The sequence below is a fragment of the Hwangdonia lutea genome, assembly GCF_032814565.1.
GTDB classification, from domain to species: Bacteria; Bacteroidota; Bacteroidia; order Flavobacteriales; family Flavobacteriaceae; genus Hwangdonia; species Hwangdonia lutea.
In genome coordinates this window covers 2,704,829-2,729,857 of the sequence record NZ_CP136521.1, presented here as the reverse complement: position 1 = coordinate 2,729,857, position 25,029 = coordinate 2,704,829, and the positions used below count along the sequence as shown (strand labels likewise).

At 37.3% G+C, this 25,029-nt stretch carries 19 protein-coding genes; all 19 read right to left on the bottom strand.

Annotated elements, in window-relative coordinates; translation table 11 throughout:
* The 19 genes from RNZ46_RS11865 to RNZ46_RS11775 all read right to left on the bottom strand — a co-directional run bounded on the left by RNZ46_RS11865 (position 1) and on the right by RNZ46_RS11775 (position 25,023).
* Complete coding sequence (locus RNZ46_RS11865) at positions 1 to 2,364, bottom strand: glycoside hydrolase family 95 protein (RefSeq protein WP_316982411.1); 2,364 nt, start codon at positions 2,362 to 2,364, stop codon at positions 1 to 3.
* A gap of 25 nt (positions 2,365 to 2,389) precedes the next feature.
* Complete coding sequence (locus RNZ46_RS11860; RefSeq protein WP_316982410.1) at positions 2,390 to 3,214, bottom strand: amidohydrolase family protein; 825 nt, start codon at positions 3,212 to 3,214, stop codon at positions 2,390 to 2,392.
* 6 nt (positions 3,215 to 3,220) lie between these two features.
* Positions 3,221 to 4,042 (bottom strand): glycoside hydrolase family 16 protein, encoded by an 822-nt coding sequence (locus RNZ46_RS11855; RefSeq protein ID WP_316982409.1) that lies wholly within the window; start codon positions 4,040 to 4,042, stop codon positions 3,221 to 3,223.
* 17 nt (positions 4,043 to 4,059) lie between these two features.
* Positions 4,060 to 4,917 carry a fumarylacetoacetate hydrolase family protein gene (locus tag RNZ46_RS11850; protein ID WP_316982408.1) on the bottom strand — a complete coding sequence of 286 codons (858 nt, stop codon included), beginning with the start codon at positions 4,915 to 4,917 and terminating at the stop codon, positions 4,060 to 4,062.
* A 159-nt stretch (positions 4,918 to 5,076) separates the two neighbouring features.
* Entirely contained in the window at positions 5,077 to 5,655 is a 579-nt protein-coding gene (locus RNZ46_RS11845; protein ID WP_316982407.1) for an MliC family protein, read from the bottom strand.
* A 235-nt stretch (positions 5,656 to 5,890) separates the two neighbouring features.
* Entirely contained in the window at positions 5,891 to 6,412 is a 522-nt protein-coding gene (locus tag RNZ46_RS11840) for a YceI family protein (RefSeq protein WP_316982406.1), read from the bottom strand.
* Positions 6,413 to 6,507: 95 nt separating this feature from the next.
* Positions 6,508 to 6,942, bottom strand: a complete 435-nt coding sequence (locus tag RNZ46_RS11835; RefSeq protein ID WP_316982405.1) for a DoxX family protein — start codon at positions 6,940 to 6,942, stop codon at positions 6,508 to 6,510.
* 130 nt (positions 6,943 to 7,072) lie between these two features.
* Entirely contained in the window at positions 7,073 to 7,789 is a 717-nt protein-coding gene (locus tag RNZ46_RS11830) for a pirin family protein (protein ID WP_316984993.1), read from the bottom strand.
* A gap of 268 nt (positions 7,790 to 8,057) precedes the next feature.
* The gene (locus RNZ46_RS11825; RefSeq protein WP_316982404.1) at positions 8,058 to 8,933 is read right to left on the bottom strand and encodes an AraC family transcriptional regulator; all 876 of its coding nucleotides are present in this window, start codon (positions 8,931 to 8,933) and stop codon (positions 8,058 to 8,060) included.
* A 113-nt stretch (positions 8,934 to 9,046) separates the two neighbouring features.
* Positions 9,047 to 11,284 carry an alpha-L-fucosidase gene (locus RNZ46_RS11820; RefSeq protein ID WP_316982403.1) on the bottom strand — a complete coding sequence of 746 codons (2,238 nt, stop codon included), beginning with the start codon at positions 11,282 to 11,284 and terminating at the stop codon, positions 9,047 to 9,049.
* A gap of 14 nt (positions 11,285 to 11,298) precedes the next feature.
* Complete coding sequence (locus RNZ46_RS11815; protein WP_316982402.1) at positions 11,299 to 12,777, bottom strand: alpha-L-fucosidase; 1,479 nt, start codon at positions 12,775 to 12,777, stop codon at positions 11,299 to 11,301.
* A 3-nt stretch (positions 12,778 to 12,780) separates the two neighbouring features.
* Positions 12,781 to 14,583 (bottom strand): alpha-L-fucosidase, encoded by a 1,803-nt coding sequence (locus RNZ46_RS11810; protein ID WP_316982401.1) that lies wholly within the window; start codon positions 14,581 to 14,583, stop codon positions 12,781 to 12,783.
* Positions 14,583 to 15,362, bottom strand: a complete 780-nt coding sequence (locus tag RNZ46_RS11805; RefSeq protein WP_316982400.1) for an SDR family NAD(P)-dependent oxidoreductase — start codon at positions 15,360 to 15,362, stop codon at positions 14,583 to 14,585. Before RNZ46_RS11805 ends, RNZ46_RS11810 begins: the two co-directional genes overlap by 1 nt.
* A gap of 14 nt (positions 15,363 to 15,376) precedes the next feature.
* Positions 15,377 to 16,723, bottom strand: coding sequence for an alpha-L-fucosidase (locus tag RNZ46_RS11800; protein ID WP_316982399.1), 1,347 nt, complete (start codon positions 16,721 to 16,723; stop codon positions 15,377 to 15,379).
* Positions 16,724 to 16,746: 23 nt separating this feature from the next.
* The gene (locus tag RNZ46_RS11795) at positions 16,747 to 18,357 is read right to left on the bottom strand and encodes a UxaA family hydrolase (RefSeq protein WP_316982398.1); all 1,611 of its coding nucleotides are present in this window, start codon (positions 18,355 to 18,357) and stop codon (positions 16,747 to 16,749) included.
* A 158-nt stretch (positions 18,358 to 18,515) separates the two neighbouring features.
* On the bottom strand, positions 18,516 to 19,700 hold the full coding sequence (locus tag RNZ46_RS11790; RefSeq protein ID WP_316982397.1) for a PNGase F N-terminal domain-containing protein: 1,185 nt from the start codon (positions 19,698 to 19,700) through the stop codon (positions 18,516 to 18,518).
* Positions 19,701 to 19,706: 6 nt separating this feature from the next.
* Positions 19,707 to 20,486 carry an endonuclease/exonuclease/phosphatase family protein gene (locus RNZ46_RS11785; protein ID WP_316982396.1) on the bottom strand — a complete coding sequence of 260 codons (780 nt, stop codon included), beginning with the start codon at positions 20,484 to 20,486 and terminating at the stop codon, positions 19,707 to 19,709.
* A gap of 82 nt (positions 20,487 to 20,568) precedes the next feature.
* Complete coding sequence (locus RNZ46_RS11780) at positions 20,569 to 22,791, bottom strand: glycoside hydrolase family 20 protein (RefSeq protein WP_316982395.1); 2,223 nt, start codon at positions 22,789 to 22,791, stop codon at positions 20,569 to 20,571.
* Between the two features lie 3 nt (positions 22,792 to 22,794).
* A complete protein-coding gene (locus RNZ46_RS11775) occupies positions 22,795 to 25,023 on the bottom strand; it encodes a GH92 family glycosyl hydrolase (protein WP_316982394.1) in 2,229 nt (742 codons plus the stop codon).
* Positions 25,024 to 25,029 lie beyond the last annotated feature (6 nt).

Below are 25,029 nucleotides of genomic sequence, written 5' to 3'. Positions count from 1 at the left end.
TTATTCTATTATAGATAGGTTTTCATTTAACCAAATTTTTTCATTTTTTGGTAATTCAATGTCGACTGAAATATCGTTATACTTTATACTTTTTATTTGATTTTCTTTGGATAACAAACCAACTTTAACAAGTTTTCCGTCTTTCCACTCGATATCAACTTCAATATGGCCTCGTGCTATTAAACCTGAGATATTTCCAGTTTTCCAGTTTTCCGGCAATGTGGGAAGAATTCTTAAAAAGGGTTCGTGCGATTGCATTAATAATTCTGCAACCCCTGCGGTAAACCCAAAATTTCCATCAATTTGAAACGGCGGATGCTCATCAAATAAATTATCGGCAACAGATATTTGCATGAATTTTCTAATGTTTTCTTGTGCAGACTTTGCATCCAACAAACGAGCGTTTAAATTAATCATCCAAGCACGACTCCAGCCGGTGCCGGCACCACCATGCTGCAAGCGGTAATCTATTGTATTTTGTGCGGCTTCAAAAGCTTTGGCATCACTTTCAACAATTTTGTTTCCTGGATGCAAAGCATATAAATGCGACATGTGCCTATGCCCTTTTTCGGGTTCATCATAAGGCTCGTTCCATTCTAAAATTCTACCATGTTCGCCAATTACAATTCCAGGAAATAAGTTTGCTCGTTTTAAACGAACTTCTTCAACAAAAGCGTCTTCAATCTTCAATATTTTTGAAGCTTCTAAAACATTATCGAAAACCTCTGCTATAATTTGATGGCCCATTGCACTCCCAAACGAAACCGCTCCAGAGTTTTCTTTATCATAAAAATAAGAGTTTTCTGGTGATGTTTCCGGGCTTGAAACCCAATAATTCGTTTTAGGGTCTTTTACCAACCAATCTAAATAAAATTCAGCAATCAACTTTAAAACAGGATACGCTCTATGCTCTAAAAAATCTACATCTTGGGTGTACAAATAATGCTCCCAATAATGCTGTGACGACCAACCGCCTCCATGAATCCAAGCTCCCCAATAAGGCTGTTCTGCACGCATAAAGGCTGGCGCCCATAAATCGGTTGTATGATGCACCACCGACCCACGTTGCATCCCATATTGCTTTTTGGCCGTTATTTTACCGCGCTCAACCACCCGGTCTAAAAAGTTAAAAAAGGGTTGATGCAACTCGCTTAAATTGGTAACCTCAGCGGGCCAATAATTCATTTGCAGGTTGATGTTTAAATGATAATCGGCGTTCCAAGGGGCTTTAATATGTTCGTTCCAAATGCCTTGTAAATTAGCGGGATTTGTATTTTCCCTTGATGATGCGATTAACAAATACCGGCCAAACTTAAAAAGTTTAGCAGCCAAATCTGGGTCGTCTTCGCCTGTTTTAATACGTTTTAAACGTTTATCGGTTGGTATGGAATCCAATGCTGTTTCTCCTAAATTGAATGCTACCCGATGGTATAAATTTTGATAATCTTTTTGATGTCTTTCAAACAATTCCTCAAACGATTTGTTTTCAATTAATGCTAAATTCTCAATGGTTTTCTCCTTAAAGTTTTTGTGATAAAAGGAACTATTACACACCAAATAAAGTGTTGCCGTTTTTACATTTTTTAAAACCAATTCTCCATTTTCAACTTCAACACTGCCAGAGTCATTATTAACTTTAAGCCGAGTTTCAAACTGCACCCCGTAGTCGATGGGAAAAGGTTTGGAATTTTTCATTCCCCCTAATTGGGTAACCATTCCAAGCATGCTAATTTCACGGTTCGATGGGTTTGAAATAGTAACGGTTTCATGTCCATTATCTTTTGGTCTATCAAGCTTTAAATTCAAATTCAATCCCTCATTTGCGGTGGTGCTTAGCTCAATGACCAAGGCATCATCAACAGCAGACGCAAATACCTTTTGCGAATACGCATCGCCATCAGAAGTATAACTTACAGTTGCCAAAGCATCATCTAAATTTAGGGCTCGTTTATAATTTTCAACCTCTTTTTTTTGATGAAAGTCGATAAACAAATCGCCCATGGTTTGATGGGAACGAACGGTGGATTTGAATGAGAATTTTTCAATAATGAGCTTATCGGCTTCTTGAATGTTACCATTTTTTATTAATCCCCTTATTTCCTCTAAATCTTTAGCATTCCCTTTAAAATCTTCCCAATCGGCAGCTCCGGGCCACATGGAATCTTCATTGAGTTGAATGCGCTCATGGTTGGGGTTGCCAAAAACCATGGCGCCTAATCGCCCATTTCCAACAGGTAAAGCTTCCATCCATTGCGTCGCCGGTTGTTCGTACCACAAGGTATCTTGATAATTCTGTTCTTTATCTTGACAGGCTACTATTAACAATAAAATAAATACGAATTTGAAATACTTTAAAAAGCTCATATGTTTTTTTGCCAGAATTAATTGATTATAAATTATAGAATTTGACTGCGTTTAATCCGAATATTTTTGATTGTTCTTCTTTTGAAAAGTCCTTAAAATAATTTTCAACTATACTTAATTGCTGCTTATAATCTGCAGCAAGCAAACACACCGGCCAATCGGAACCGTATAATATTCTATCTACACCAAAGGCGTTAAACACAACGTCTAAATAAAGTTTGAAATCTGAAGTTTTCCAGTGTTTTAAATCGGCTTCGGTAACCATTCCTGAAACTTTACAAAATACGTTTGGTGCTTTTGCCAGTTCGGTGATGTTTGTTTTCCAACCATCAATTTCACCAGTTTTTATATATGGTTTTGCTATGTGATCCACTACAAATTTTTGATTTGGAAATGTATTTACCAAACGAATAGCAGCTTCTATTTGGGGCGGAAATATTAAAATATCATAGGTTAAATTGAATGGCGATAATTTGCCAATGCCATTTTGAAAATCTTTACCTAACATAAAGTCGTTTGCCTCGGCTTGAACAATATGGCGCACACCCTTAAATAAAGGATTTTTAGAATAAAGCGCCAATCGTTCTTCAACATTTTCAGCCCTTAAATCTACCCAACCCACAACGCCTTTTACAAAGGGATTTTTTGCGGCACAATCTAATAAAAAATCGGTTTCAGCTTCGCTTTGGTCGGCTTGAACCGCTATACAGCCATCAATGTTGTTTGCGCTTAAAATAGGTTGTAAATCTTGTGGCAGAAAATCTCTGCGAATGATTTGCATCGAATCGTCTATCCAAGCATCCCGAACAGGGTCGAATTTCCAAAAGTGTTGATGCGCATCTATTTTCATAGCCTTCTATTGATACACTTTTACCCAATCTATAATCATTTGAACCGGTAAATCGTCGGGGTTTGCCTTACCTACCCACGAACCTTCCAATTGCTGGTCGATTAATAAATAAAAAGGCTGATTGTAAGGCCACTGCGATTTATCAACATCTTTTACCCTAGGATAAGTAAAAGTTTCTTTGCCGTTTAAGGTAAAAACCAACTTATCAGGAAACCATTCCAAACCAAAAGTATTAAATGCTTCTTTGTCGAATTTTGAGGTTTTTGAATGCGGTGGATTGCTACTCTGCTTCAACTCTAAAGTATAATACGAGTGTGTGGTTTGGTAAATAATATCATCAAAATTGAGATGTTCCATAATATCAATCTCACCATTTCTGGGGTATCTGCCATATTTTTTATCTTCAGCTAACATCCAAATGGCTGGCCACGCACCTTGGGCGCTTTCAAGTTTAGCATGAATTTCAACTTTTCCGTACTGGAAAGCAAACTTGCCTTTGGTGTAAATGCCTCCGGTTAAATAGGGTCGCGGATCGGAAATGGTATCCTTATTTACAATGCCTTTTAAATATATTTTTCCGTCGGAAATATCAAAACATCGGGGGTCGCTACTCATGTAATTACCCCAATCGGCATTGTTTTTCGGAATTTTAGTCCATTTAGTCGTGTCTAAGGTCGGTGCTTCAAAATCATCTTTCCAAACTAATTTCCAGTCTTTCGAATTAATCGAATCTTTCTGAATGTACTTATAACCATCGGCAATTTTATATGAAGTGTTTTTGCAACTCACAAGAATAATGGCGCAAATAATGAAAATATATTTTGACATATTTTTATTTCGAAACATTAACCTTGATACGCTTTTGCTACTTGTTTAGAAACACCCAAACCTTCAATACCCAATTCCATAACATCACCTGGTTTTAAATATTTTGGCGGATCAAAGCCTAGGCCCACGCCAAAAGGCGTACCTGTTGAAATAATGTCTCCGGGCAGCAACGTCATGTACTGACTGATATACGACACAACTTCTTGCACATTAAAAATAAAATCTGAGGTTGAGGAATCCTGCAAACGTTCGCCATTTACTATCAACCATAAATTCAAGTCATTAGGATTTGGAATTTCATCTTTCGTCGCAATAAATGGCCCAACCGGAGCAAATGTATCGCAACCTTTTCCTTTACACCATTGACCTTCTTTTTCAATTTGGAAGGCTCTTTCCGACACATCGTTATGCAGCACATAGCCCGCAATATGGTCAAACGCATCGGCCTCTTCAATGTACGATGCTTTTTTACCAATAACAATGGCTAGCTCGACTTCCCAATCGGTTTTTTCGGAATTTTTAGGAATGATAACATCATCATTTGGACCACAAAGCGCGGTAGTGGATTTAAAAAACAAAACCGGTTCTTTGGGCACTTTCATTCCGGCTTCGGCGGCGTGTTTTGCATAGTTTAACCCTACGCAAACAATTTTTGAAGGCCGCGTTAAAGGTACACCCAAACGCGCATCGTTACTTACTTTAGGGCAATTGTTTTGGTTTGTTTTTAGCCAATTTTCCAAACGCTCTAAGCCATCGCCTCCAAAAAAAGCTTCGTTGTAATCTTGCCCAAAACCAGATACGTCTATTCTAGTTCCATCATCTAATTGTACACCTGGTTTTTCGTTTCCTTCTGTTCCAAATCGTATTAATTTCATTTTGTTGTCTTTATGGTTATTTTAAAGTAATGTTTTTAAGAGTTTAACGCCCAAAAAAGGCGACTGGATTTCAAGTAGCAATATACTTAATTTAATGCAAAAACGGCTTGAGTTTTCACCCAAACCGTCAATGTTTTTTATAACCAGTTGCTTGTTGTTTTAATTTTTAAAAAGTGTTTTTCCGTCTTTGCTTAATTTATAATTGTTGCCTTTTCCTCTTAATTCGTAGTGATCGTTTTTGTACCAAATCCCTGAGGCTGCTTTTTCGGCAATTAAATCCATTTGTTCACCGCCATTTAAATAGGCTTTAACCGTATTATTTGAGTTGTTGAAAACCATATTTAGCACATCGCCTTTTTCGTTTTTCACTTCTAAATTCACGATATCATCGGTGTGCTTGTAAATTACTTTTCCATCTTTTTTGAGCTCAATATCGTTGCCTTTTCCCCTTAATTCGTAGTCGTCGTTTTTATACCAAATCCCTGAGGCTGCTTTTTCAGCAAACAATTCGATGGTTTCTCCGTTAAAATTTAAAGTCGCCGTTCCTTTGGTGTTATTAAACTTTAACTCCAATTTTTCACCGTCTTTGTTGGTTGATGTGGTTACGACAATATCGTCCTTCACGTGTTTAACGGTTTCGGTAGTTGTCGATTGAGTGTTTTCTTGTTTGGAGGTTTCTTTACAAGAAATTAAAATGAGTGTTGCGAATAGTGTAATTGTTAAAGTTTTCTTTATCATTTTTTTGATTTATTTTAATTATGAATTAAACTGTATTTTATTTCATCCTTTAGCATCGGAGTGCCTATAAAGTTTAATCAAAAACATTGCCAAACAGGATGAAAATTAATTTTAAAAAAGCCTATTGCAAAAAAGGTTTGGATGTATACCCAAACCTTTTAATGCTACATTTAAAATTGGTATTTTTATTTTAGATTTTTTATCTGAATAATTACCAATTAACGTTATGTTTAACTTAAGATTGTTTGATGAATTGCACATCAACTACTAATTTTACCTTATCGGAAACTACAATGCTACCGGCTTCCGTAACGGCGCTCCAAGTTAAATTGAAATCCTTTCTATTAAGTTGTCCCGAAATTTCAAAACCTGCTTTTGTTTGTCCATAAGGATCAACGGCTATACCGTTAAAATCGGCATCTAAAACCACTTCTTTAGTGACATCCCTTATCGTTAAATCGCCAATTAATTTTTCGCCATCAAATGATTTTGAAACGAATTTAAGTTCAGGGTATTTCTCGGCATTGAAAAAATCATCCGATTTTAAATGGGTATCCCTGTCCTCATTTTTAGTGTTTATCGATGCTGTTTTTGCGGTAAATTGAAAATCAGCATTATTGAAATTATCGCCATCTGTTTTTGCAGTTGCCTGAAAATCTTCGAAATGACCTGTTACTGTTGAAATCATCATATGCTTTACTTTAAAAGCAATTTCTGAATGTGCGTTGTCGATTGACCAATTTGTGTTGTTACTCATTTTTATATGTTTTAATTGTTAATAATTATTGTTTTATCTTCTTTAAGATACAATGAAAATTCTGTTTAAAGCAGGTTTGCATTATCATTCACGCCTTAATGCTTTCTGCGCCCTGCTATTAAATAATCCAAAGAATATTTTCCTGCACCCAAAACCGCAATTGTGGTATAAATGGCCGCATACATAAGTGGCAGTTCCTGCCTACCAAAACCATCGGTACTGTGCACAATAAGTGCAGCTACCAACATGGTAATGAATAGCGGAATGGCTGCCAACCGCGTACCCAATCCTATAATTATTAGGATGGAGCAAAACACTTCAGAAAACACAATGAGTGCTAATGAGGCTGTTGCCCCAACACCAAGTGGGTCTGCAAACTGTATGGGGGCGTCGCCAAACATTCTTTCAAATTTGCCAAGACCATGCGTGAGCATAAAAATGCCGACTACCAAACGAAGTGTTAACAGCACTAAGCTTATTTTATTTGTATACGTGCCGGGGTGAAAAAAATTTTTAGTTATTCGATTCATTTATTTTAATTTTAATTTATTACTGTTTTTTTTTTGAAATGCCAATTGTAAAGTCTTCATTATTTACTTTTCACAGACATGTTTGTTTTATGCTATTTTATAATAATATTATATGCGAAATAGCTGTTTGTTACGACATGGACATTGGAACTTCCATTAAAAGCACACGGGCATTTTCCGTAGCTTTTACATTAATGCTGTCGGTATCCCATATGCCCATACCATCTCTTTTAGATAGTTTTTCGCCATTAATTTCTACCTCGCCATCAAGTATAAATGCATATACGCCATTACCTTCTTTTTTAATTTTGTATTCATCTGAATAACCTTTGTCAAATTTCCCCAAATGGAACCAAGCATCTTGATTTATCCATACGCCTTGGTCGTCTTTATTAGGCGAAAGCACTTGATAAAATTTATTTTCTTCTGAAATTTCCCTAATTGAAATCTGGTCGTAACGCGGTGTTAAATCCTTTGCTTTCGGGAACACCCAAATTTGAAGAAACTTAACTTCCTTATCTTTATTTTTGTTGTATTCAGAATGTGTAATACCCGTGCCTGCGCTTAAAACCTGCACATCACCTTCTTTAATAACGGCCACATTTCCCATACTGTCTTTATGCTCTAAATCGCCTTCCAAAGGAATTGAAATAATTTCCATGTTTTGGTGCGGATGCGTTCCGAATCCCATTCCTGCCTGCACAACGTCGTCGTTCAAAACACGAAGCACGCCAAAGTTCATGCGGTCTGGGTTGTGATAATTTGCGAAGCTAAAAGTATGGTGTGAGTTTAACCAACCGTGATTTGCCACGCCTCTTGTTTCTGCTTTGTGAATTACTGTATTCATAGTTTTAATGTTTTTATTAGGTAAATGATTAAATCCTACTTGTTGCATCAATGTATCGTAAGTCGATGTTTTTGGTTTGCTGTTTTCTGCTTTTAAAATGTGCGGAGCAACCGTACCAACAACACCCGTTAACAGTGCATTTTTTATAAACTTTTTACGATTCATAGTATTTGCTTTAAAAGTATGGTGCAAATATATAACTGATTAGTACCCTGTGGAATATGAAAAAAGGGACTAAGCTTATGAAAATCCGATATTCAATCGGAAACTAAGATTTAACCTCGTTTTGTTTGAAGTTTGAGGGTGATAGTTGGGTGTGTTTTTTAAAAAAAGTACTGAAATTGGCAGGTTCGTTAAAACCCAATTCGTAAGCAATTTCTTTATTCGACAAATCGGCAAAATACAAAAGCCTTTTGGCTTCGGTTACAATTCTAGCTTGAATATAGTCTTTTGCGGTTTTACCTATTCTGGCTTTTACCGTTCGGTTTAAATGATCGGGCGTAATATGAAGCGCGTTGGCATAAAATGTGGTAGAATGTTCTTTTTTGTAATGGGTTTCAACACCTTTTTTAAACGCTCTAATCAGGTTGTCTCCAGTGGTATCAACATCGGATTCAATAGGATTTATGGAACAGACATTATTGCACTCAATAAGCAACAGCTTTAAAAACGCACCAATAGATAACAACTTCATGTTGGCATCACTATGAAACAAATTGTATATCTGATTTGCAAAATGTGCTATTGTTTTAAATTGCTCATTATTGGGTGTTAATGGTGGACTTTGACCATAATTTTGAAAGAGGTTTAAACTATCTATGAATGATAATCGAATGGAATTTTCGACTAAAAACTGATTGGAAAAAACCATGGAGAACCCAAAAGATTTTTCACTCTCCAAAACTTGGTGTACTTGCCCTGGAGCAACAAAAAAAATTTGTTTGTCCGATAACTTATAAGTGTTAAAGTCTATCTTGTGCTGCCCCTTAGCTTTGTTTATAATTAAAACCGTATAATAATTGTGCCGGTGCGGTTCGTCAACTTTTCCATTTCGTTTGGTGTAAACATCTTCCATTTTAGAGATTCCAAAACTCAGGCTCTCCTTTTCAACATTTACTTTTTGATATGTTTTAACGGCGGTCATTTTTAACTATTATACACTTTTAAAATTTCAAATCACACATTTTAAACTTCAATTTATGGCGACTTTATTTAAGCACATAAGATATGAAACCGCACCGAATTAAACCTTATTGGTTATTCAAAAAAATCCAATTCCGCGATAGCCGCTGTTTTTTTGCCACCTGCAATGACTTTGGATTCTATTCTAATGTATTGTGTTGTTACAGCGGATTTAAACTGATGTGTTCGAGTTACGGGGTCGTTAATTAAGTTCCCGAATTCAAAACCGTCAATCGTTTTCCAATTTCTACCATCATTACTCACCTTAATGGTGCCTTTCTCAATCATACCATTTGCATCTTCTTTTTGTGGTGTGTACGCGAAAGCTTTTAAGGTATATGATTTTCCCAAATCCAACTCTAAAAAATGTGGGCTTCCTTTTTCACCTGACCTCCAATAGGTGTCTGGGTTTTCATCGATAGCCAAGTCACTTTTATTGGCAAACGACCAACTATCTACTTTTATAATTTTCCAATCATTTTTAAGAATTCCTAATTTTTTAGAAACCACACTTCCTTTTTGGTCTTTCGAAAAAGCTGCTGCTTTAATTTCGCCAGAAGTTGCTAAAAAAGACTCGTTAAATAACTTAGAGTCCTTGGTTGGTTCGCTACCATCGGTGGTGTATCTAATTTCTAACGCTCTATTTAAGTTTCCTGCACTATCTTCGCCATGAGGTTTCCAACCAAAATCATGCTTTTTAGGCTGGATTGAAACTTGACCATCCAGACTTCTTGTGATGCTTAACTGTGGTGGGCGTGTTTTGTAATAGTGCCCCGTAACATTTGAAATGGCCGGACTTAATCGAGATTGTAAGACACGGATTCTAAACTTGTTCGATGTCGTTTCCGGGAAACGCAAAATACGCTTATACCCCACATTGGTAGCTGCGGCTATTTCTTTCCACGAGCCGTCTACCCAGGCATCAAGCGCATGTTTTTCTACACGTTCGCTATGCGTTGCAATAGCTTCTTGAATGACAATTCGATTAATGGTTATAGGTTTTTTGGTTTCAACAATGATTTCTTTTACATCAGCATCTAGCAATTCATAAGTTGTAACATCTTCATCTAAAACGTTTTTAAATCCTGAGGCATTCGCAAATAAGTTAACATTGTACGTTTTGTTGATGCGCTCGCCTACTTCGTTTAAAACACGAACATCTTCTGGTGAAAATTTGCCTTCTCTATTGGGCGGGATATTCAACAAAAAGGTGGTATTCCCTCCAACCGAACGCTCATACATATCAAAAACATCATCCACACTGCGTACTTTTTGCGAGGTATCGTCTCTATAAAACCAGCCTTCGCGAATCGAGGTATTGGTTTCAGCCTGTTGATAGTGCAAATATTTAGCATCGTACAATTTTTCTCTGCTTCCAATATCTTCGCCGGTAATATCTGCAAAACTATTCATTTCAAGCGGATTGCCTTGATACGGAATTACATTCCACTCTGTATCTCTGGTGGCTCCGGCTTCGTTACCGCACCAGCGGATATCTTGCTTTCCAAACACCACAGCTTCGGGTGCCAATTCCGAAATGAGTTCTTTCCACGCTAAGTAATTGTACTTTTGCCCGCCTTTGCGTTTGGGGTGCGCGCCATCAAACCACACTTCGTGAATTGGCCCGTATTCGGTCAACAATTCGAATAATTGATTTAAAAAATACTCGTTATAATCATCGACATTAAACGTAAACGTGGTTTTGTTTTTAAAAGGTCGGCCTTCCACGGGTCTTGGAATGACACGGTCTGAATACTTGCTTAAATTGCCGTACAACCCGTCTTTATTTTCAATTTGATATAAATCTGCAGGCGATAAATACACGCCCAGTTTCAATCCGTATTTTTGGCAGGAATTGGATAAATCCCTTAGAATATCACCTTTTCCGTTCTGAAAATCGGTGGACATAATACCGTGTTTTGTGTAGCGACTTTGCCAAAGTACAAACCCTTCGTGATGCTTCACGGTAAGAATCACCTTTTTCATATTGGCGGCTTTCATGGCTTTGCACCATTGATCGGTATCCAAAGTTTTTAAATCGAAAATTTTGGGGTCTTCAAAACCGTTGCCCCATTCCATTCGGGTAAAGGTATTGGGTCCAAAATGGATAAAAGCGATAAACTCATTTTTTAAAGCTTTGTATTGATTTTTGGTAGGCACTACATGAGCCGCTTTAACGATGATTGAATCTTTGGTGTCATCATCATCTATTTTAATGGTTGAACTTGTTGGCATTAATAGCCCGTTGCTCGTATTGTTAGAGCATGAAACAATTAACAGAACTAAGGTAATGTACGATAAAACGGTTTTCATATTGATTTTATAAACTATTTAGTGATTTTAATAACATACGCATAATCATCGGTCGCTTTGAACAAATTAGGCTTGTATTCGGGTAATGAAATAACAAAATCGTTACCCATTTGTTGCCCTTTTAAATTTTGCTGAGTCGCCAATAATGTGATTTTGGCCTTATTTGAAACTTTAAAATTTCTTATGGTTATCTCCGATTTCCATTGTGGTAAAATAACAAAATGAGCTTCGCTGTTTTGGGTAAAAAACAGTTCTTTTACGGCATAACCGGGTTCGGGGTCAATGGTTTGTTTTAATATCACATCGCCACCCAAATAATGCTGTTTTGGTTTATAGTTTTTCTCCCCTTTTAAGGACCATTGAAACGAATTATTCCATAACCTTGAACCATAGATGGCTTCACCATTGGTGTTTAACCAACTTCCAATTTGCAATAAACGCTCTTGCATAATTACAGGAATATTACCACGTGCATCGGGACCAATATCCAATAATAAATTACCGCCCGTACTTACAATGTTTACTAAAGTTAAAACCAAAGCTTTTGGCGAATTATAATCTTGGGCATCTTCATTTTGATTGTAACCAAAAGAAAACCCCATACCGCGGCATTCTTCCCAAGGACGTTTAAATTCTGGGGCTTCAGCTTCATATTCTGTGGTAAAATAACCGCCGTGGTGTTTCCTAACCCCTTTTCCCCATCTGTCGTTTATAACAATATGGTCTTTGGCAACCGATTCGTTAAATAACCAAGCTAAAAATTCTTTCGATTTCCATTTTTCAGCTTCCATATCCCATTCGCCATCAGCCCATAAAATATCTGGTGAATATTTGGTAACCAAGTCTTTTATTTGAGGTAAAAAATGCTCGTCAACAAAACGCTTTTTATCACTTTGCCACAATGGATGATACCATTCGTAAAGGGAATAATATAAGCCCATTTTAATATTGGTTTTCTTAACAGCCGTGGTTAACTCGCCCACCAAATCGCGTTTTGGGCCTACTTCCATACTATTCCAAGCAAAACCTCTGTCGTTGGCTTCTTTATTGGGCCAAAGCGCATAACCATCATGATGTTTTGATGTTAACACAATATATTTTGCCCCCGCGTTTTCGAAAAGTTGCACCCATTCATCGGGCTCAAATAAACCTGCTTTAAACATTTCCCCGAAATTGTAATACGAATAATCTTTACCGTAAGTATTCTCGTGATAGTTTACAATTTCATCGCCTTTAAAATTGCCGTTTCCGTACAAGGTTTTGTTTTGTAACCAATATTGGTACCACTCCGAGTACGTGCCTTTTGGCGACCACGCGGGCACCGAATAGGGTCCCCAATGAATAAAAATACCGAATTTGGCATCTTGAAACCAATCGGGAATGGGGCGTGCATCTAACGATTCCCAAGTGGGCTTATAGTTGGTTTGTGCCGTTAGCAAGCCATTAAAAATGAGCATTGATACTACAAATATTTTTAACTTTAAGTTATTCATATTTTAATTTTTATCAATCTCAAAAGTCCAGGCATCATGCGATGGCATTTCTGAGTACTTTATCGATTTTGTATCAATATGCATCTTTCCGTTGCTATATTTCCAAGTTAGGTTTTTGTCTAAGCCCAACAATTTAACCGTAGCCTTGTTACCCGGATTTGGAATACTTAAAACCAGCTCGTTTTCTGGCCATTCAAAACTAATGGCATAAATTTTACCGTGGTTTTGAGTGTAACACAGATAGGTTTTTAATGATGAATAACTTCCTGTTATGCCGTTTTTCGATTTTTCTTTATCGATAAACAATGCTGAAGCCGGAACTAATTGCTTCGCTTCATTTTTTGTATTCCAAAATAACGAAATGGATGCATTCTGTTTTTTCTCTCTATATTTTATTTGAATAGGATAAAGTTCGCCCGCTTTCAGTTTTATTTTTCCAGTTGATGATACACTGGTATTAGCCCCCATAACTTCGGACTGTGTTCCTTTTGCCGTGTAATTTTGATTGATGATTAATTGGTTATTGATGAAAACTGCGGCTTCATCATCGGCCTTAACCTCAAAGGTATAAGTATCCGACTTTGGTGCTTCAATAAAACCGTTCCATTCTACCGTAAAATCATCTTCTTTGACGCCTTTCATTGGTGAATTTCTTACCCAATTAAAATTGATTTCATCATCAATACGGTTAATAGTGACTTGCTTTTCTTCTTCTTTTATTGAAAAAGGCTCAGCGCCATAAATGGCATCGCCGTTAATTTTAAGCCAATTGCCCAATTGAATCAAGCGTTCTTGCTGAATAAGTGGAATTTGGCCATCGGCTTTTGGTCCCACGTTTAAAATCATGCCGCCGCCATTGGCAACCGTTTGCACGAAGCGATGAATGAGGTCTTGCGAGGTGCCATAAGCCTCTAATTTTTCATTTCTATTAAGCCCGAAAGAGCGCCCCAAACCACGCACTTCTGCCCAAGGTCTATCGGTTACTTTTATGCCCGAACTGTATTCTGGCGTTAAATAGCCAACATCTAAACCATGTCCCCATCGATTGTTTACAATGGCCTCGTCGCCCACTAAATTGTAATACCAATCAATTAATTCGGCCGCATGCCATTGTTTTGCGGTGTTATACCATTCGCCATCGGCAAAAAGTATGGAGGGTTTATAAGTGGAAACTAATTCCTTAAACTGCGGAATCATATATTCTTCAACATATCGGCCAATGCTATCGTGCGGGTCGGTATACCAACGGTGTAAGGGGTGGTTCCATTCGGCAAGCGAATAATACAGCCCCATTTTTAATCCGGCTTCCCTGACTGATTTTGTTAAATCGCCCACCAAATCGCGTTTTGGTCCCACATCGACACTATTCCAATTTCGGTTGTATTTACTAGGCCACAATGTATATCCGTCGTGGTGTTTCGATACAAACATCACATATTTTGCTCCTGCCCTTTTAAATAAACTTGCCCACTCGTCGGGGTTAAATAATTCAGCTTTAAATAATGGTGCAAAATCTTTATAAGTAAAATGCTCGCCGTAGGTGTTTTTTACAAATTCCATACGCTGGGGACTTTTGGTTTGCATGCCTCGTAAAAACCATTCGGCATACGATTCTTTGCTTCCGTACGATGGTACCGAGTACAATCCCCAATGAATGAAAATGCCTAATTTAGCATCTTTAAACCATTTTGGATAAGGGCGTTCGGTAATATTTTTAATATATTCAGCTTCGGTTTTTTCTTGTGCAAAAGTTGAGGCTGTCAATATAAAACAAGCACAAATCAGTAAAATTCTTTCTTTAATCATTACCCATTTAATTTTATAAAACCACCATCTATTGGGAAGTCTGTTCCCGTGATAAACGAGGCTTCGTTTGAACATAAATATAAGGCTAAATTTGCGATTTCTTCAGGTTTTCCCATTCTGCCTATAGGCTGGGTTTTTGATAGGGCTTCGAACATTTCATCTTCTTTTCCCGGATAATTCTTTTTAATAAAACCATCAACAAAAGGCGTGTGTACGCGCGCTGGCGAAATACAGTTACAACGAATGTTATCGTTTACATAATCTTTAGCTACGGAATACGTCATCGTTAACGCAGCACCTTTAGACATGGAATACGCAAAGCGATCGGAAATACCAACCGACGATGCAATGGATGCCATATTGATAATTACGCCTCCACCTTGGGCTTTCATTTTTGGAATAGCCGCGTGGATGCAGTTGTAAACACCTTTTACATTTACGTTGTAAACACGGTCTAAATCTGATTCTTCGGTGTTTTCAACATTACCAACATGGGCAATTCCTGCGTTATTGACCAAAATATCGATATTGTGATTTTCAGCAATAGCCCCGATAATTTCTTGGACCTGTTTGTGATTGGAAACATCGCATGGATAAAAATTGGCGTTTCCACCGGCATTTTTAATTTCTTCAATGGTTTGCTCGCCACTTTCTTTATTGAATTCCAAAATATGAATGTGTGCGCCTTGTTGAGCAAATGTTGTGGAAATAGCCTTACCAATGCCGCTTGCGCCACCTGTAATTATAGCCGATTTTCCTTTTAAACTAAACTTTGACATTATTAATTTCCTTTTTATTTTAATGTAATTTCTATAATGATATCAACAGCTTCCATATCGTTTTCAGGAAGATGAATTGTTAATTGCCCTTTTTTTAATTTGTATTTTATCTTGCTTTTATCTTTAAATAGTACGGCATTTTTAATACGTGCTTTAAAATTATCGATTTTAATCGTTTTGGTATCCTTATTTAAAACATGTAAATAAAGTGTGTTGCCTTTTTGCGTGGAAACATAATCCTCGGTTGCCGCAATAATACCAGCACGGGTACCGTAAATAGTTTCGCCATTTTCTTTCAACCAAGCGCCAACAGCATGCAATCGTTTAATGTGTTCTTCTTGAATTTTCCCATTAGGCATCGGGCCAACATTTAATAGAAAATTAGCATTGTTCCCTGCTGCTTTAACCACATACTTTATTAGGTCTTTTACAGATTTATGTTTATCATCTTGCAGATTAAAACCCCATGAATGATTAATGGTTTCACAAGTTTCCAAAGGTAATTTGCCAATTTCAGCACCGCCAAAACCTGTGGTATTTTTTCCTGGCAAATCTTTTTCGAACATTTGAAAATCTTCTCCCGCAAATGGCAATTCGTGATGGTTATTACCAATAAGCAAAGCCGAATTTACATCGTGAATCATCTTATAAGTCTCTTCTAAATTCCACTCTGTGCCTTCTATCCTATATTTTACGGCTTTATGCCAATCTTTTTTATCCGGCGCTTGATCCCACCAACCATCAAACCAAAAACCTGCAATATCATAATTTTCGGCAAGTTCTTTAATTTGTGCGTTTTGATATTTTAAGTAATTATCCCAATTTCCAGACTCGGGTCGGTTTACGTTTCTGCCCGTCCATCCTCTTGGGTAATAATCTGGATGATGCCAATCCAGTTGCGAATAATAAGCGTATAATTTCATGCCCTGTTTTTTGCACTCTTGCTCCAAGGCTCTAAAAATATCCTTACCGTAAGGGGTTGCTTTTACAATGTTATAATCGGATATTTTAGAATCGTACATCGCAAAACCATCGTGGTGTTTTGTGGTAATGGTTATATATTTCATACCAGCATCTTTAGCCAGTTGCACAATGGTTTTGGCGCTAAAATCCTGTGGATTAAAAAACGTGGGCAATAATTCGTAGCGCTTTACAGGAATATTTTGGTTGTGCATTACCCATTCTGCATCGCCTAAAATACTGTAAACGCCCCAATGGATAAACATCCCAAACTTATCGTCTTGAAACGCTTTTCTGGCTTCCAAATTTTCTTTTGAAGGCACATAATGGTCTTGGGAGAACATGGGTTGAACACAGAACAGTAATATGACACAAACAAATAGTTTTAACGTATTCTTCATTTGAACTTAAGTTTTATCAAGATTTATAACGACACGCCTCTTTTCCAAGGAATAAAATCATCTTGACCTAATTTTGAGGCGCAAGTTTGATGTCTTCCGCTGGCTACTTCAATAATTAAATCGATGAGTTCTTCTGAAAGCTCTTCTTGACTGGCTTGTTCAGAAATTAATCTGCCCGCATCAAAATCTATTATATCTTTCATTTTTGCTGGCAACATAGAGTTGGATGAAATTTTAATAACCGGACAAACCACATTGCCCGTTGGTGTTCCCAATCCCGTAGAAAATAGAATAATGTTGGAGCCAAAACCTGCCAAACCTGTTGTAGATTCTACATCGTTACCCGGAGTACATAATAAATTTAAACCTTGTTTTGTAGCATATTCGCCATAATCAATCACGTCTGCAACAGGACTGCGACCACCTTTTGTGGCTGCACCCGCAGATTTTATGGCGTCGGTAATTAAACCATCACGAACATTACCCGGAGACGGATTCATATCGAAACCCGAGCCTACTTTTTCGGCTTGATTGTTATAACTTTCCATGATACGGATAAACTTATTGGCAACTTCCTCGTTTGGGCATCTATCAATTAAATCTTGCTCTACGCCGCACAATTCCGGAAATTCCGATAGAATGCTTCTGCCGCCTAGGGCATTAATTTTATCCGAAACTACACCCATAAGCGGGTTTGCCGTAATACCCGAAAACCCATCGGAACCACCGCATTCCAATCCTATACTTAACTTGCTTAAAGGCGCTGGTTGCCTTTCAATTTTATTGACTTCTTCTAATGCTTTATAGGTATCTTTTATCGCCTTTGAAAGCATGTCGTTTTCGGTGGTAAATTGTTGTTGCTCAAAATAAAGCACGGGTTTGTCGGTTTTAAAACGTTCTCTCAACGCTTCTTCCAGCATACTTATTTGTGCATGCTGACAACCCAAACTCATTACCGTTGCGCCAGCTACATTTGGGTTTTTGATGTAACCTGCCAACAAATTCACTAAGCCTTGCGCATCGTCTTTTGTGCCGCCGCAACCGCCTTCGTGGGTTAAAAATTTTATACCATCAATATTTTTAAAAACTTTTTGTGATAGCTTTTCTTCTTCATAAGAAGCGTCGTTACCACCGTGAACCAAACTCCTTAATTTTAATCGGTACGGATTTTCTTTTTTAAAGCCTAACTCTGCCTCAAAGGCCTCTTTTAACACCTTTAAATTTCGGTTCTGGCAGAAGACCATCGGTATAAAAATCCAATGATTTGCTGTACCAACTTGTCCATCATTTCTGTGATAGCCTAAAAATGTTTTTTCAGATAAACCCTCAATCGAAGGTTTTTCATATTGATAATTAAAGTTTCTAAACTTATAGGGTGCAGCACTATGTTTTAAATTTTCAGTTGTAATTAAAGCGCCTTCTTTTATAGAAGTTGTTGCTTTCCCAACAGGCACACCATACATGGTAACTTCATCGCCTTTACTTAAAGCATGTAAGGTAAATTTATGTTTTACGGGTATGTCTTCAACAAGACTTATTTGTTTTCCTTGTATTGATAATACCTCACCCTTATTAATGTTGGATAAGGCTACCGCAACATTATCTGAGGGCGATATAACTAAATTATTTTTCAAAGCTTATAATTAAAGTATTGGTTTTTTTGATTTGCTGATAAAACAGCATGTAGTACATAAACAAAAATAAACATCTTGTATGCACGAAACTAGCATTTAAAACACCTTAACCAATACTTTCTTTGCAAGGAAACAACCTTTAAACCTTATAAATGATATTATTCTTCATAAGTTAAGTAAGCAGATACCAACCAATGGTTTAATTTGTCGCCATCAACAGGTGTCGCTGGTATTTTTATTTTAAGCTGATGCTCCCCTTTTTTCAAATCGCCCAATGATACAACCATAGGTTCAACTGATGATCCCGGACACCAGTTTGAACGCGATAAATCGGATGATGCAATGCGTTCTTCAATTTCTTTTACAGCTCGTTTTCGGGTTTTATAATCATAATACGCCGCCGAATCTTTTTTAATCCATACACCGGCTGTTGGGTTAAATCGTCTAAACGATGCACAATCATCTCGCCACGGAATGGTATCCAAAACTAATGAATTATCAAAATAAACACTGTTTTTAATTTTGATGAATTCGTCGCCACCACTATGTCCGCCATGGCCTGTCGTGATGTAATGCAACTTTACATTTTTTGCGTTTTTCTTCAATTTGAAATCATGGACCAAAGGCTGTTTAGCAAAAATATCTGGAATAGGTTGCCCACCAACATAGGGAATGCTATTTACCAACGGCAACACTTTTAGTGTTTTTCTATCTCGGTTGGAATAGGTTAGTTGCAAATCGAAATTATAGCCTTCGGCCGTCCACGAATCTATCCAAACTCCAATATAAAACGTATTGGAAACCAAATCTTTTAACTGCGAAATATCGTGCTCCCAAACCACTTCCTTTTCCCAACTAGGAATATACACTGGTCGGCGGTATTTTACACTATTATCGCTGTAAAAGCCCACGCCAAAAGGCGTCATAAACCGCATGAGTTCCACAACGGGTTGATAGGTTTCGCCTGCAACTATTCCTGCGTGATTTCCGGCTTTAAAAGAATCTTTAGGAAACTCTTTATCGCCTTTTGAAACATCTAAAATAGAAATAAGTTCAGGGTCGGCAACCACAAAACAAGAACCTGATTTATCCCAACGGTCGCCCGCAGAACGCACCGTTAATTTGATACTCACATCTGTTCCATTAGGAAAACTTGGAACGGATACTTTTTTATAAACTATGCGTCCACTTTGAAGCATATGCGCTTCGGCATCGCTACCTTTTTTACCTCCAAAATTTAGGGGTTGTTTATTGAATACCTGAACAACGGTGTTATTGTCTTGTGCAAAAGCACTAATACAAAACACTAACAAACAAGCTTTTATAATACTTTTAAATTCCATTTTATTTTAATTATTTTGAGGGGTTATAAATTCCAAATGAATAACAACAGGTAGATGATCGGAAGGATATTTACAATCTTTAGAATCACTTAACACTGCATATTTTAATACTTTTATTTGTTCTTTACTTGTAAAAATATAATCGATTCTATCTAAAATCGGTTTGTTAAATTTAAACCCGTTATAGGTACCCGTTGGCCCAAAAGATTTTGCTACACTTACTTCTTTGGAATCATTTAAAGCTTTTGAAAGCAATTCAATGGGTTTTGACTCTGGTTTTAAATTGAAATCTCCCATAACGATTACAGGCAAATGATCAGGATTTAATGCGGCTGTTTTTTCAAGAATCAATGCCGCACTATTTACTCTTGCCAATTTCCCAATGTGGTCAAAATGCGTGTTAAAAACAAAAAACTGCTGTTTTGTTGCTTTGTCTTCAAACCATCCGTAAGTGCAAATGCGTTCCATAGCGGCATCCCAACCAACCGAAATTTTATGGGGTGTTTTACTCAACCAAAATGTGCCTTCTTTTAAAACACTAAATTTTTCTTTGTTATAAAAAATGGCGCTGTATTCACCTTTTGTTTTACCATCATCGCGACCAACGCCAATGTAATTATAATCAACAAAAACGCTATCTAAATACTGTACTTGGTGATGCCAGCCTTCTTGTATCCCTAAAATATCGGGGTTGTTATATGCTATTTGATTGCTTAAAAAATCTTTTCGCAACGCCCATTTATTTTCGCCGCCATTGGGGTTGTCGTATTTTATATTATAGGTCATTATTTTATAAGACTGCGCTGTAGCGGAACACGAAACACTAATTGCGAGTATTAAAAACATTCTTTTTAAAATCATTCTCTCGTTAGTTTATAATTACTTCATCTGCAAAAATCCACGACGGTAAGCCAGCACCGTGGTGCCAATACGGAGCTTGTTTTAAGCTTTCTGCCTTAATTTTTATATACCGCCATTGTGACGGATTGATGCTTAAATTAAAATACTGAATATCGTTTATTTTACTTTTTTTGTTTAGCGGAAATTCATTTAAAACCACGCCTAACTTAGTATAGTTTTTCCCATCAACCGAACCGTAATAGGTGACTTTTTTGGGAAAGAAAACGATGTGATTGGTCACTTGCAAGAAAGCCGTTGAGATGGATTTTACTTCCTTTTTTTCATCTAAATCGATAATCGCTTCCAAATGATTGCCCTCAAATCCCAGCCAATTGGAATAGAAATTACTTCCGCCCAAAGCGCCATCGGTTAAAGCTTGTGGATCTTCGTTGGCATATTTTTTTGGCTGCGTTAACAACGTTACTTTTTTACCCGAAGCCATGTTAGGTTGCAAAGCCACTTCTATCGATTTTAAGTAGGCATTGCCGTAATCGGTAACCGTATAACCCATCTCGTTCATTAAAGTGATATTGGCCTCGTTACAAACGCTCATAAAGTTTTCGACTAGATTTTTGGTGTTTTGGGTTATGGTAAAATCTACAGAAATACCTTTTCTGCACGCCTCTAAAACTGCATAATCTATACTCAACCGCGCCACTTTTACACGCTTTAAAATATCAGGTTTATTGGCTACGGCACTTTCAGCTTCATCAAAAAGTGCGACGTATTGCTTTAATAAATTGGGGCTTAAAAAGGCATTAAATGCTTGCGACGGATCGCCGTACAAAAACAAGAAATAATCCGGGTAATTTTTAAGTTCTTTATGAATTAAATCAACATACGATTTTACAAAAACACCAGCTTCGTGATAATAGCCATTGGTAAATTCCGTAATAAGGTCATCAACACTGGCATCAGGGTTCCAAATCAATTTTGCCATGAGATACGAGCGTAACTCGAACAATTCACTCGGGTTATTACTGTGTTGCTCAAAAACCCATTTGGTGTTATGGTCTCTAAAAAATTGAATATTGGGTTGCAGTGTTTTAAAGTTAGGAAATGGTGCTAAAAAATTTGTAAACTGCGTGGTATAATCCCAAATTCTAATGTTGTCGGTAAGTTTGCTCCAGCCTTTTAAATCATCGGCAAAATCTGTACATTTTTCAGTAATGGGCGCGCTTCTGTCGCATTCTATGGAACATAAGGTAATCAACACATTCTTTAAAGGTTTGGTTTTACACGGTTTTCTGGTGTATTGGTATGCCAAAGTTGATATGGTTTTTTCTGGAAAAGATTTTGCAATTTCATTTACAAAACGAATCATCGTGCCGGCATGACTGCCTTCTTCTTCATCTATAGTTTTGCATTTTCCGCATTCACAAAATTGGGTATTATCGTTGCCACTTACCGAAATCACCGAAGCTTCAGGGTATTGCTTAAACAAACTCCTCACCGAATCTTTTACCATTTCTAAAACCGTAGCATTGGTTAAACACAACTGTGTTGGTAAGCGTTTGTTTCCGCGAAGCGCAAAATATTCGGGGTTCGATTTGTAAAATTCTTCTTCAGGCACAAATTTGTTGAACGTGTGTACCCGCGCTGATGGCACGTAATACGGAAAGGCTTTGGTGGTTACCTTATGTTGTGCCGCAAAACGTTCATTTTCATAAAACAACCTAGAATGAACCGTTCGTGTTGTTATTTTTGGGGTGTACGCATAGTTTAAGTTTTTGTTTAAATTGATTGTGGATTGTTTTGGAACATCTTCAACATTTGGCGCGTACCATTTGCAGTCTAAATACAGTTCCAGAAATTCGTAAACCGCGTTTCTAATGGCTTCATCGGATCCACCAAAAATAAATATATTATCTTGATTTGTTTTTATTTGTATTTGATGTTTGCTTAGTTTTTCATCCGCAACATTACCAACGTATATTTTATGCTTATTTGCATTTTGGGAGCTTTCATCAACAATATCCAGTTTTACATCTGAAATTTTTTGAATGTAATTTTGAAGGATTTCAGCAGATTGATATGCGCTCTGAGTGGCTTCACCCAAAAAAACAATGTCATAATCAGATGCGCCATCATGGACTAAAGTGATGGTTTTGTCTTCGCAAGAATACATTAAAAACACAATTAATAAGCCATTAAAAGTTTTTAGTGCATATGAGCAAAATGATTTAAACATCTGTTATTCCTTTAGATTAAACTGAATTTTTGGTGCGTTGGTAAGCGCTTCATGACTCACAAAAAAGGACTTATTCGTTTTGCCGTTAATGGTAAAAGACTCTAATTTGCCCGTGCCGTTTTTATCGATAACCAATGTATTATTCTTATAATATCGATTGTCTAAATGAATGGTTATTTTATTGAATCTTGGTGTGGTTAAAGTATAAATTGGGTCTGCGGGCGATACGGGATAAATACCCATCATGCTGTAAATTAACCACGCGCTCATGGTTCCTGTGTCATCATTCCCCGGTAAACCAGCTGGTTTGTTGGTAAAATATTCGTTAATTAAACTCGTTACCCGCTCTTGGGTTTTCCACTCGTAACCTTGGGCGTAATTGTATAAATATGGGTAAGCGATATCGGGTTCGTTGGCCATATCAAATTGGTTTTTATCAAAAACTTCATCGAGTTTGTCAACGTAATTTTTTTTACCGCCCATCAGCTTCATTAAATACTTGGTGTCGTGAGCCACCATAAAGGTGTATTGCCACGAATTGCCTTCAATAAAACCTAAATTCTTTTCGAAATTAGCACCTTTATTCGGATCGAAAGGCGCGTACCACGAGCCATCGTCGTTTTTAGGGCGCAGTAAATTGAATTCTTTATCAAACAGATTTCTATACGTCACCGAACGCCTTGAGAACAATTTATAATCGGCTTTTTTACTCAATGTTTTTGCCAATTGCGCTATGGCAAAATCACTAATATTATATTCTTGGGTGGTAGAAACCGAACCGCTTTTTGTGGTTTTTGTGGTTAAATAGCCTTTTTCAATATAATCTTTAATACCTGGTCGCAATGGGTTATTTTCTAATTGGGTGGCACTTTTTCGCATGGCCTCATACGCTTTTTCAATATCAAAATCTTGAATACCTCGTAAATAGGTATCGGCCAAAACAATGCCTGCGGGATCGCCCACCATGGTTGTGGTTTCGGTGGCATTGAGTTCCCATTTAGGCAACCAACCACTTTCATCGTAAATATTGAGCATGCTTTTTACCATATCCGATTGTTGTTTCGGGTAAACCAACGACATCAATTGATGCAGATTTCTGTAAGTATCCCAAAACGAAAATACCGTAAAGCGCGTACCATCTGTTTTAGCGGTTTCGCGTTTTGCCATAGTTGGGTATTCGCCATTCACATCATTCAAGGTATTTGGGTGAATTAAAGTGTGGTATAATGCCGTATAAAAAATGGTTTTATCATCTTTTGTGCCGCCTTCAACTTCTATTTTAGACAATAAATCGTTCCATTTTGAAGCGGTGTTTTTATAAATCTCGTTAAAGGTTAACGATTGAGTTTCTTTTTCAAGGTTTTCACGAGCGTTTTCAATACTTACGTAAGACACGCCTATCTTTACCTCAACTTCTGTAGGTTTTTCAAAATGATAGGTAAAATAGCTACCAATGCTATCGCCGATTACTTCTTTTCGGTAATTTTTGTACAAGCGTGTTTTACCGTTGTAAGGCATCCACTGTGCTTCCACGCCTTCATAGGTTCTCGGTGTTTTCCATACTCCAAAATCATCGGCAGGTTTACTAAATTTTGCTACAAAATACACCGGATAAGATTCTTCGGGTTTGTAATAACAAAAGGAACCCACATTGCGCATGCCTTCAATTTCGGTGGGCGATACGATTTTAACTGTGGCACCTTCTTCATTGGTCAACCCTAATCCTAAATTGATTAAAATATTTGATTGTCCTTTAGGGAAGGAGTACTTACTCACACCTACACGTGTTGTAGCCGTAACTTCTGTTTTTACGTTGTATTTTGATAGCATTACGCTGTAGTATCCGGGTTTTGCAAGCTCATAATCGTAAGTGCTCCCATACTCCAAATGATTGGTTTTAAGTTCGCCCGTGGTTGGCATCGTTAAAATAACGCCCAAATCGGGGCAGCCCACACCGCTTAAGTTCACATGGGAAAAGCCTGTTAAAAAGGTGTTTTCGTTTACATACGGATTGGATAACCAACCGCTATCTTTTTCAAGTGGTAAATTTTGCGGTCCAGCCACGTTAAAGGGCGATACACTTGCCATTCCCCTTGGTGCAATGGCACCCGGATTTGTGGCTCCAAAGTTTGAAGTACCTATAAACGGATTTACGTAATCGACAGGTTTTTGTGCATGGATGTACGACAAAAATCCGAGAGTACAAACCCATATCCAAGTATATTTATTCATAATAAT

What these genes read in the sequence shown, in the direction of transcription:
- RNZ46_RS11800 (WP_316982399.1), bottom strand. Translation starts at nt 16,723, where the DNA reads ATGAAGAATACGTTAAAACTATTTGTTTGTGTCATATTACTGTTCTGT.
- RNZ46_RS11790 (WP_316982397.1), bottom strand. Translation starts at nt 19,700, where the DNA reads ATGGAATTTAAAAGTATTATAAAAGCTTGTTTGTTAGTGTTTTGTATT.
- RNZ46_RS11855 (WP_316982409.1), bottom strand. Translation starts at nt 4,042, where the DNA reads ATGTCAAAATATATTTTCATTATTTGCGCCATTATTCTTGTGAGTTGC.
- RNZ46_RS11785 (WP_316982396.1), bottom strand. Translation starts at nt 20,486, where the DNA reads ATGACCTATAATATAAAATACGACAACCCCAATGGCGGCGAAAATAAA.
- RNZ46_RS11850 (WP_316982408.1), bottom strand. Translation starts at nt 4,917, where the DNA reads ATGAAATTAATACGATTTGGAACAGAAGGAAACGAAAAACCAGGTGTA.
- RNZ46_RS11865 (WP_316982411.1), bottom strand. Translation starts at nt 2,364, where the DNA reads ATGAGCTTTTTAAAGTATTTCAAATTCGTATTTATTTTATTGTTAATA.
- RNZ46_RS11775 (WP_316982394.1), bottom strand. Translation starts at nt 25,023, where the DNA reads ATGAATAAATATACTTGGATATGGGTTTGTACTCTCGGATTTTTGTCG.
- RNZ46_RS11820 (WP_316982403.1), bottom strand. Translation starts at nt 11,284, where the DNA reads ATGAAAACCGTTTTATCGTACATTACCTTAGTTCTGTTAATTGTTTCA.
- RNZ46_RS11845 (WP_316982407.1), bottom strand. Translation starts at nt 5,655, where the DNA reads ATGATAAAGAAAACTTTAACAATTACACTATTCGCAACACTCATTTTA.
- RNZ46_RS11815 (WP_316982402.1), bottom strand. Translation starts at nt 12,777, where the DNA reads ATGAATAACTTAAAGTTAAAAATATTTGTAGTATCAATGCTCATTTTT.
- RNZ46_RS11825 (WP_316982404.1), bottom strand. Translation starts at nt 8,933, where the DNA reads ATGACCGCCGTTAAAACATATCAAAAAGTAAATGTTGAAAAGGAGAGC.
- RNZ46_RS11780 (WP_316982395.1), bottom strand. Translation starts at nt 22,791, where the DNA reads ATGTTTAAATCATTTTGCTCATATGCACTAAAAACTTTTAATGGCTTA.
- RNZ46_RS11830 (WP_316984993.1), bottom strand. Translation starts at nt 7,789, where the DNA reads ATGAATACAGTAATTCACAAAGCAGAAACAAGAGGCGTGGCAAATCAC.
- RNZ46_RS11840 (WP_316982406.1), bottom strand. Translation starts at nt 6,412, where the DNA reads ATGAGTAACAACACAAATTGGTCAATCGACAACGCACATTCAGAAATT.
- RNZ46_RS11835 (WP_316982405.1), bottom strand. Translation starts at nt 6,942, where the DNA reads ATGAATCGAATAACTAAAAATTTTTTTCACCCCGGCACGTATACAAAT.
- RNZ46_RS11810 (WP_316982401.1), bottom strand. Translation starts at nt 14,583, where the DNA reads ATGATTAAAGAAAGAATTTTACTGATTTGTGCTTGTTTTATATTGACA.
- RNZ46_RS11860 (WP_316982410.1), bottom strand. Translation starts at nt 3,214, where the DNA reads ATGAAAATAGATGCGCATCAACACTTTTGGAAATTCGACCCTGTTCGG.
- RNZ46_RS11805 (WP_316982400.1), bottom strand. Translation starts at nt 15,362, where the DNA reads ATGTCAAAGTTTAGTTTAAAAGGAAAATCGGCTATAATTACAGGTGGC.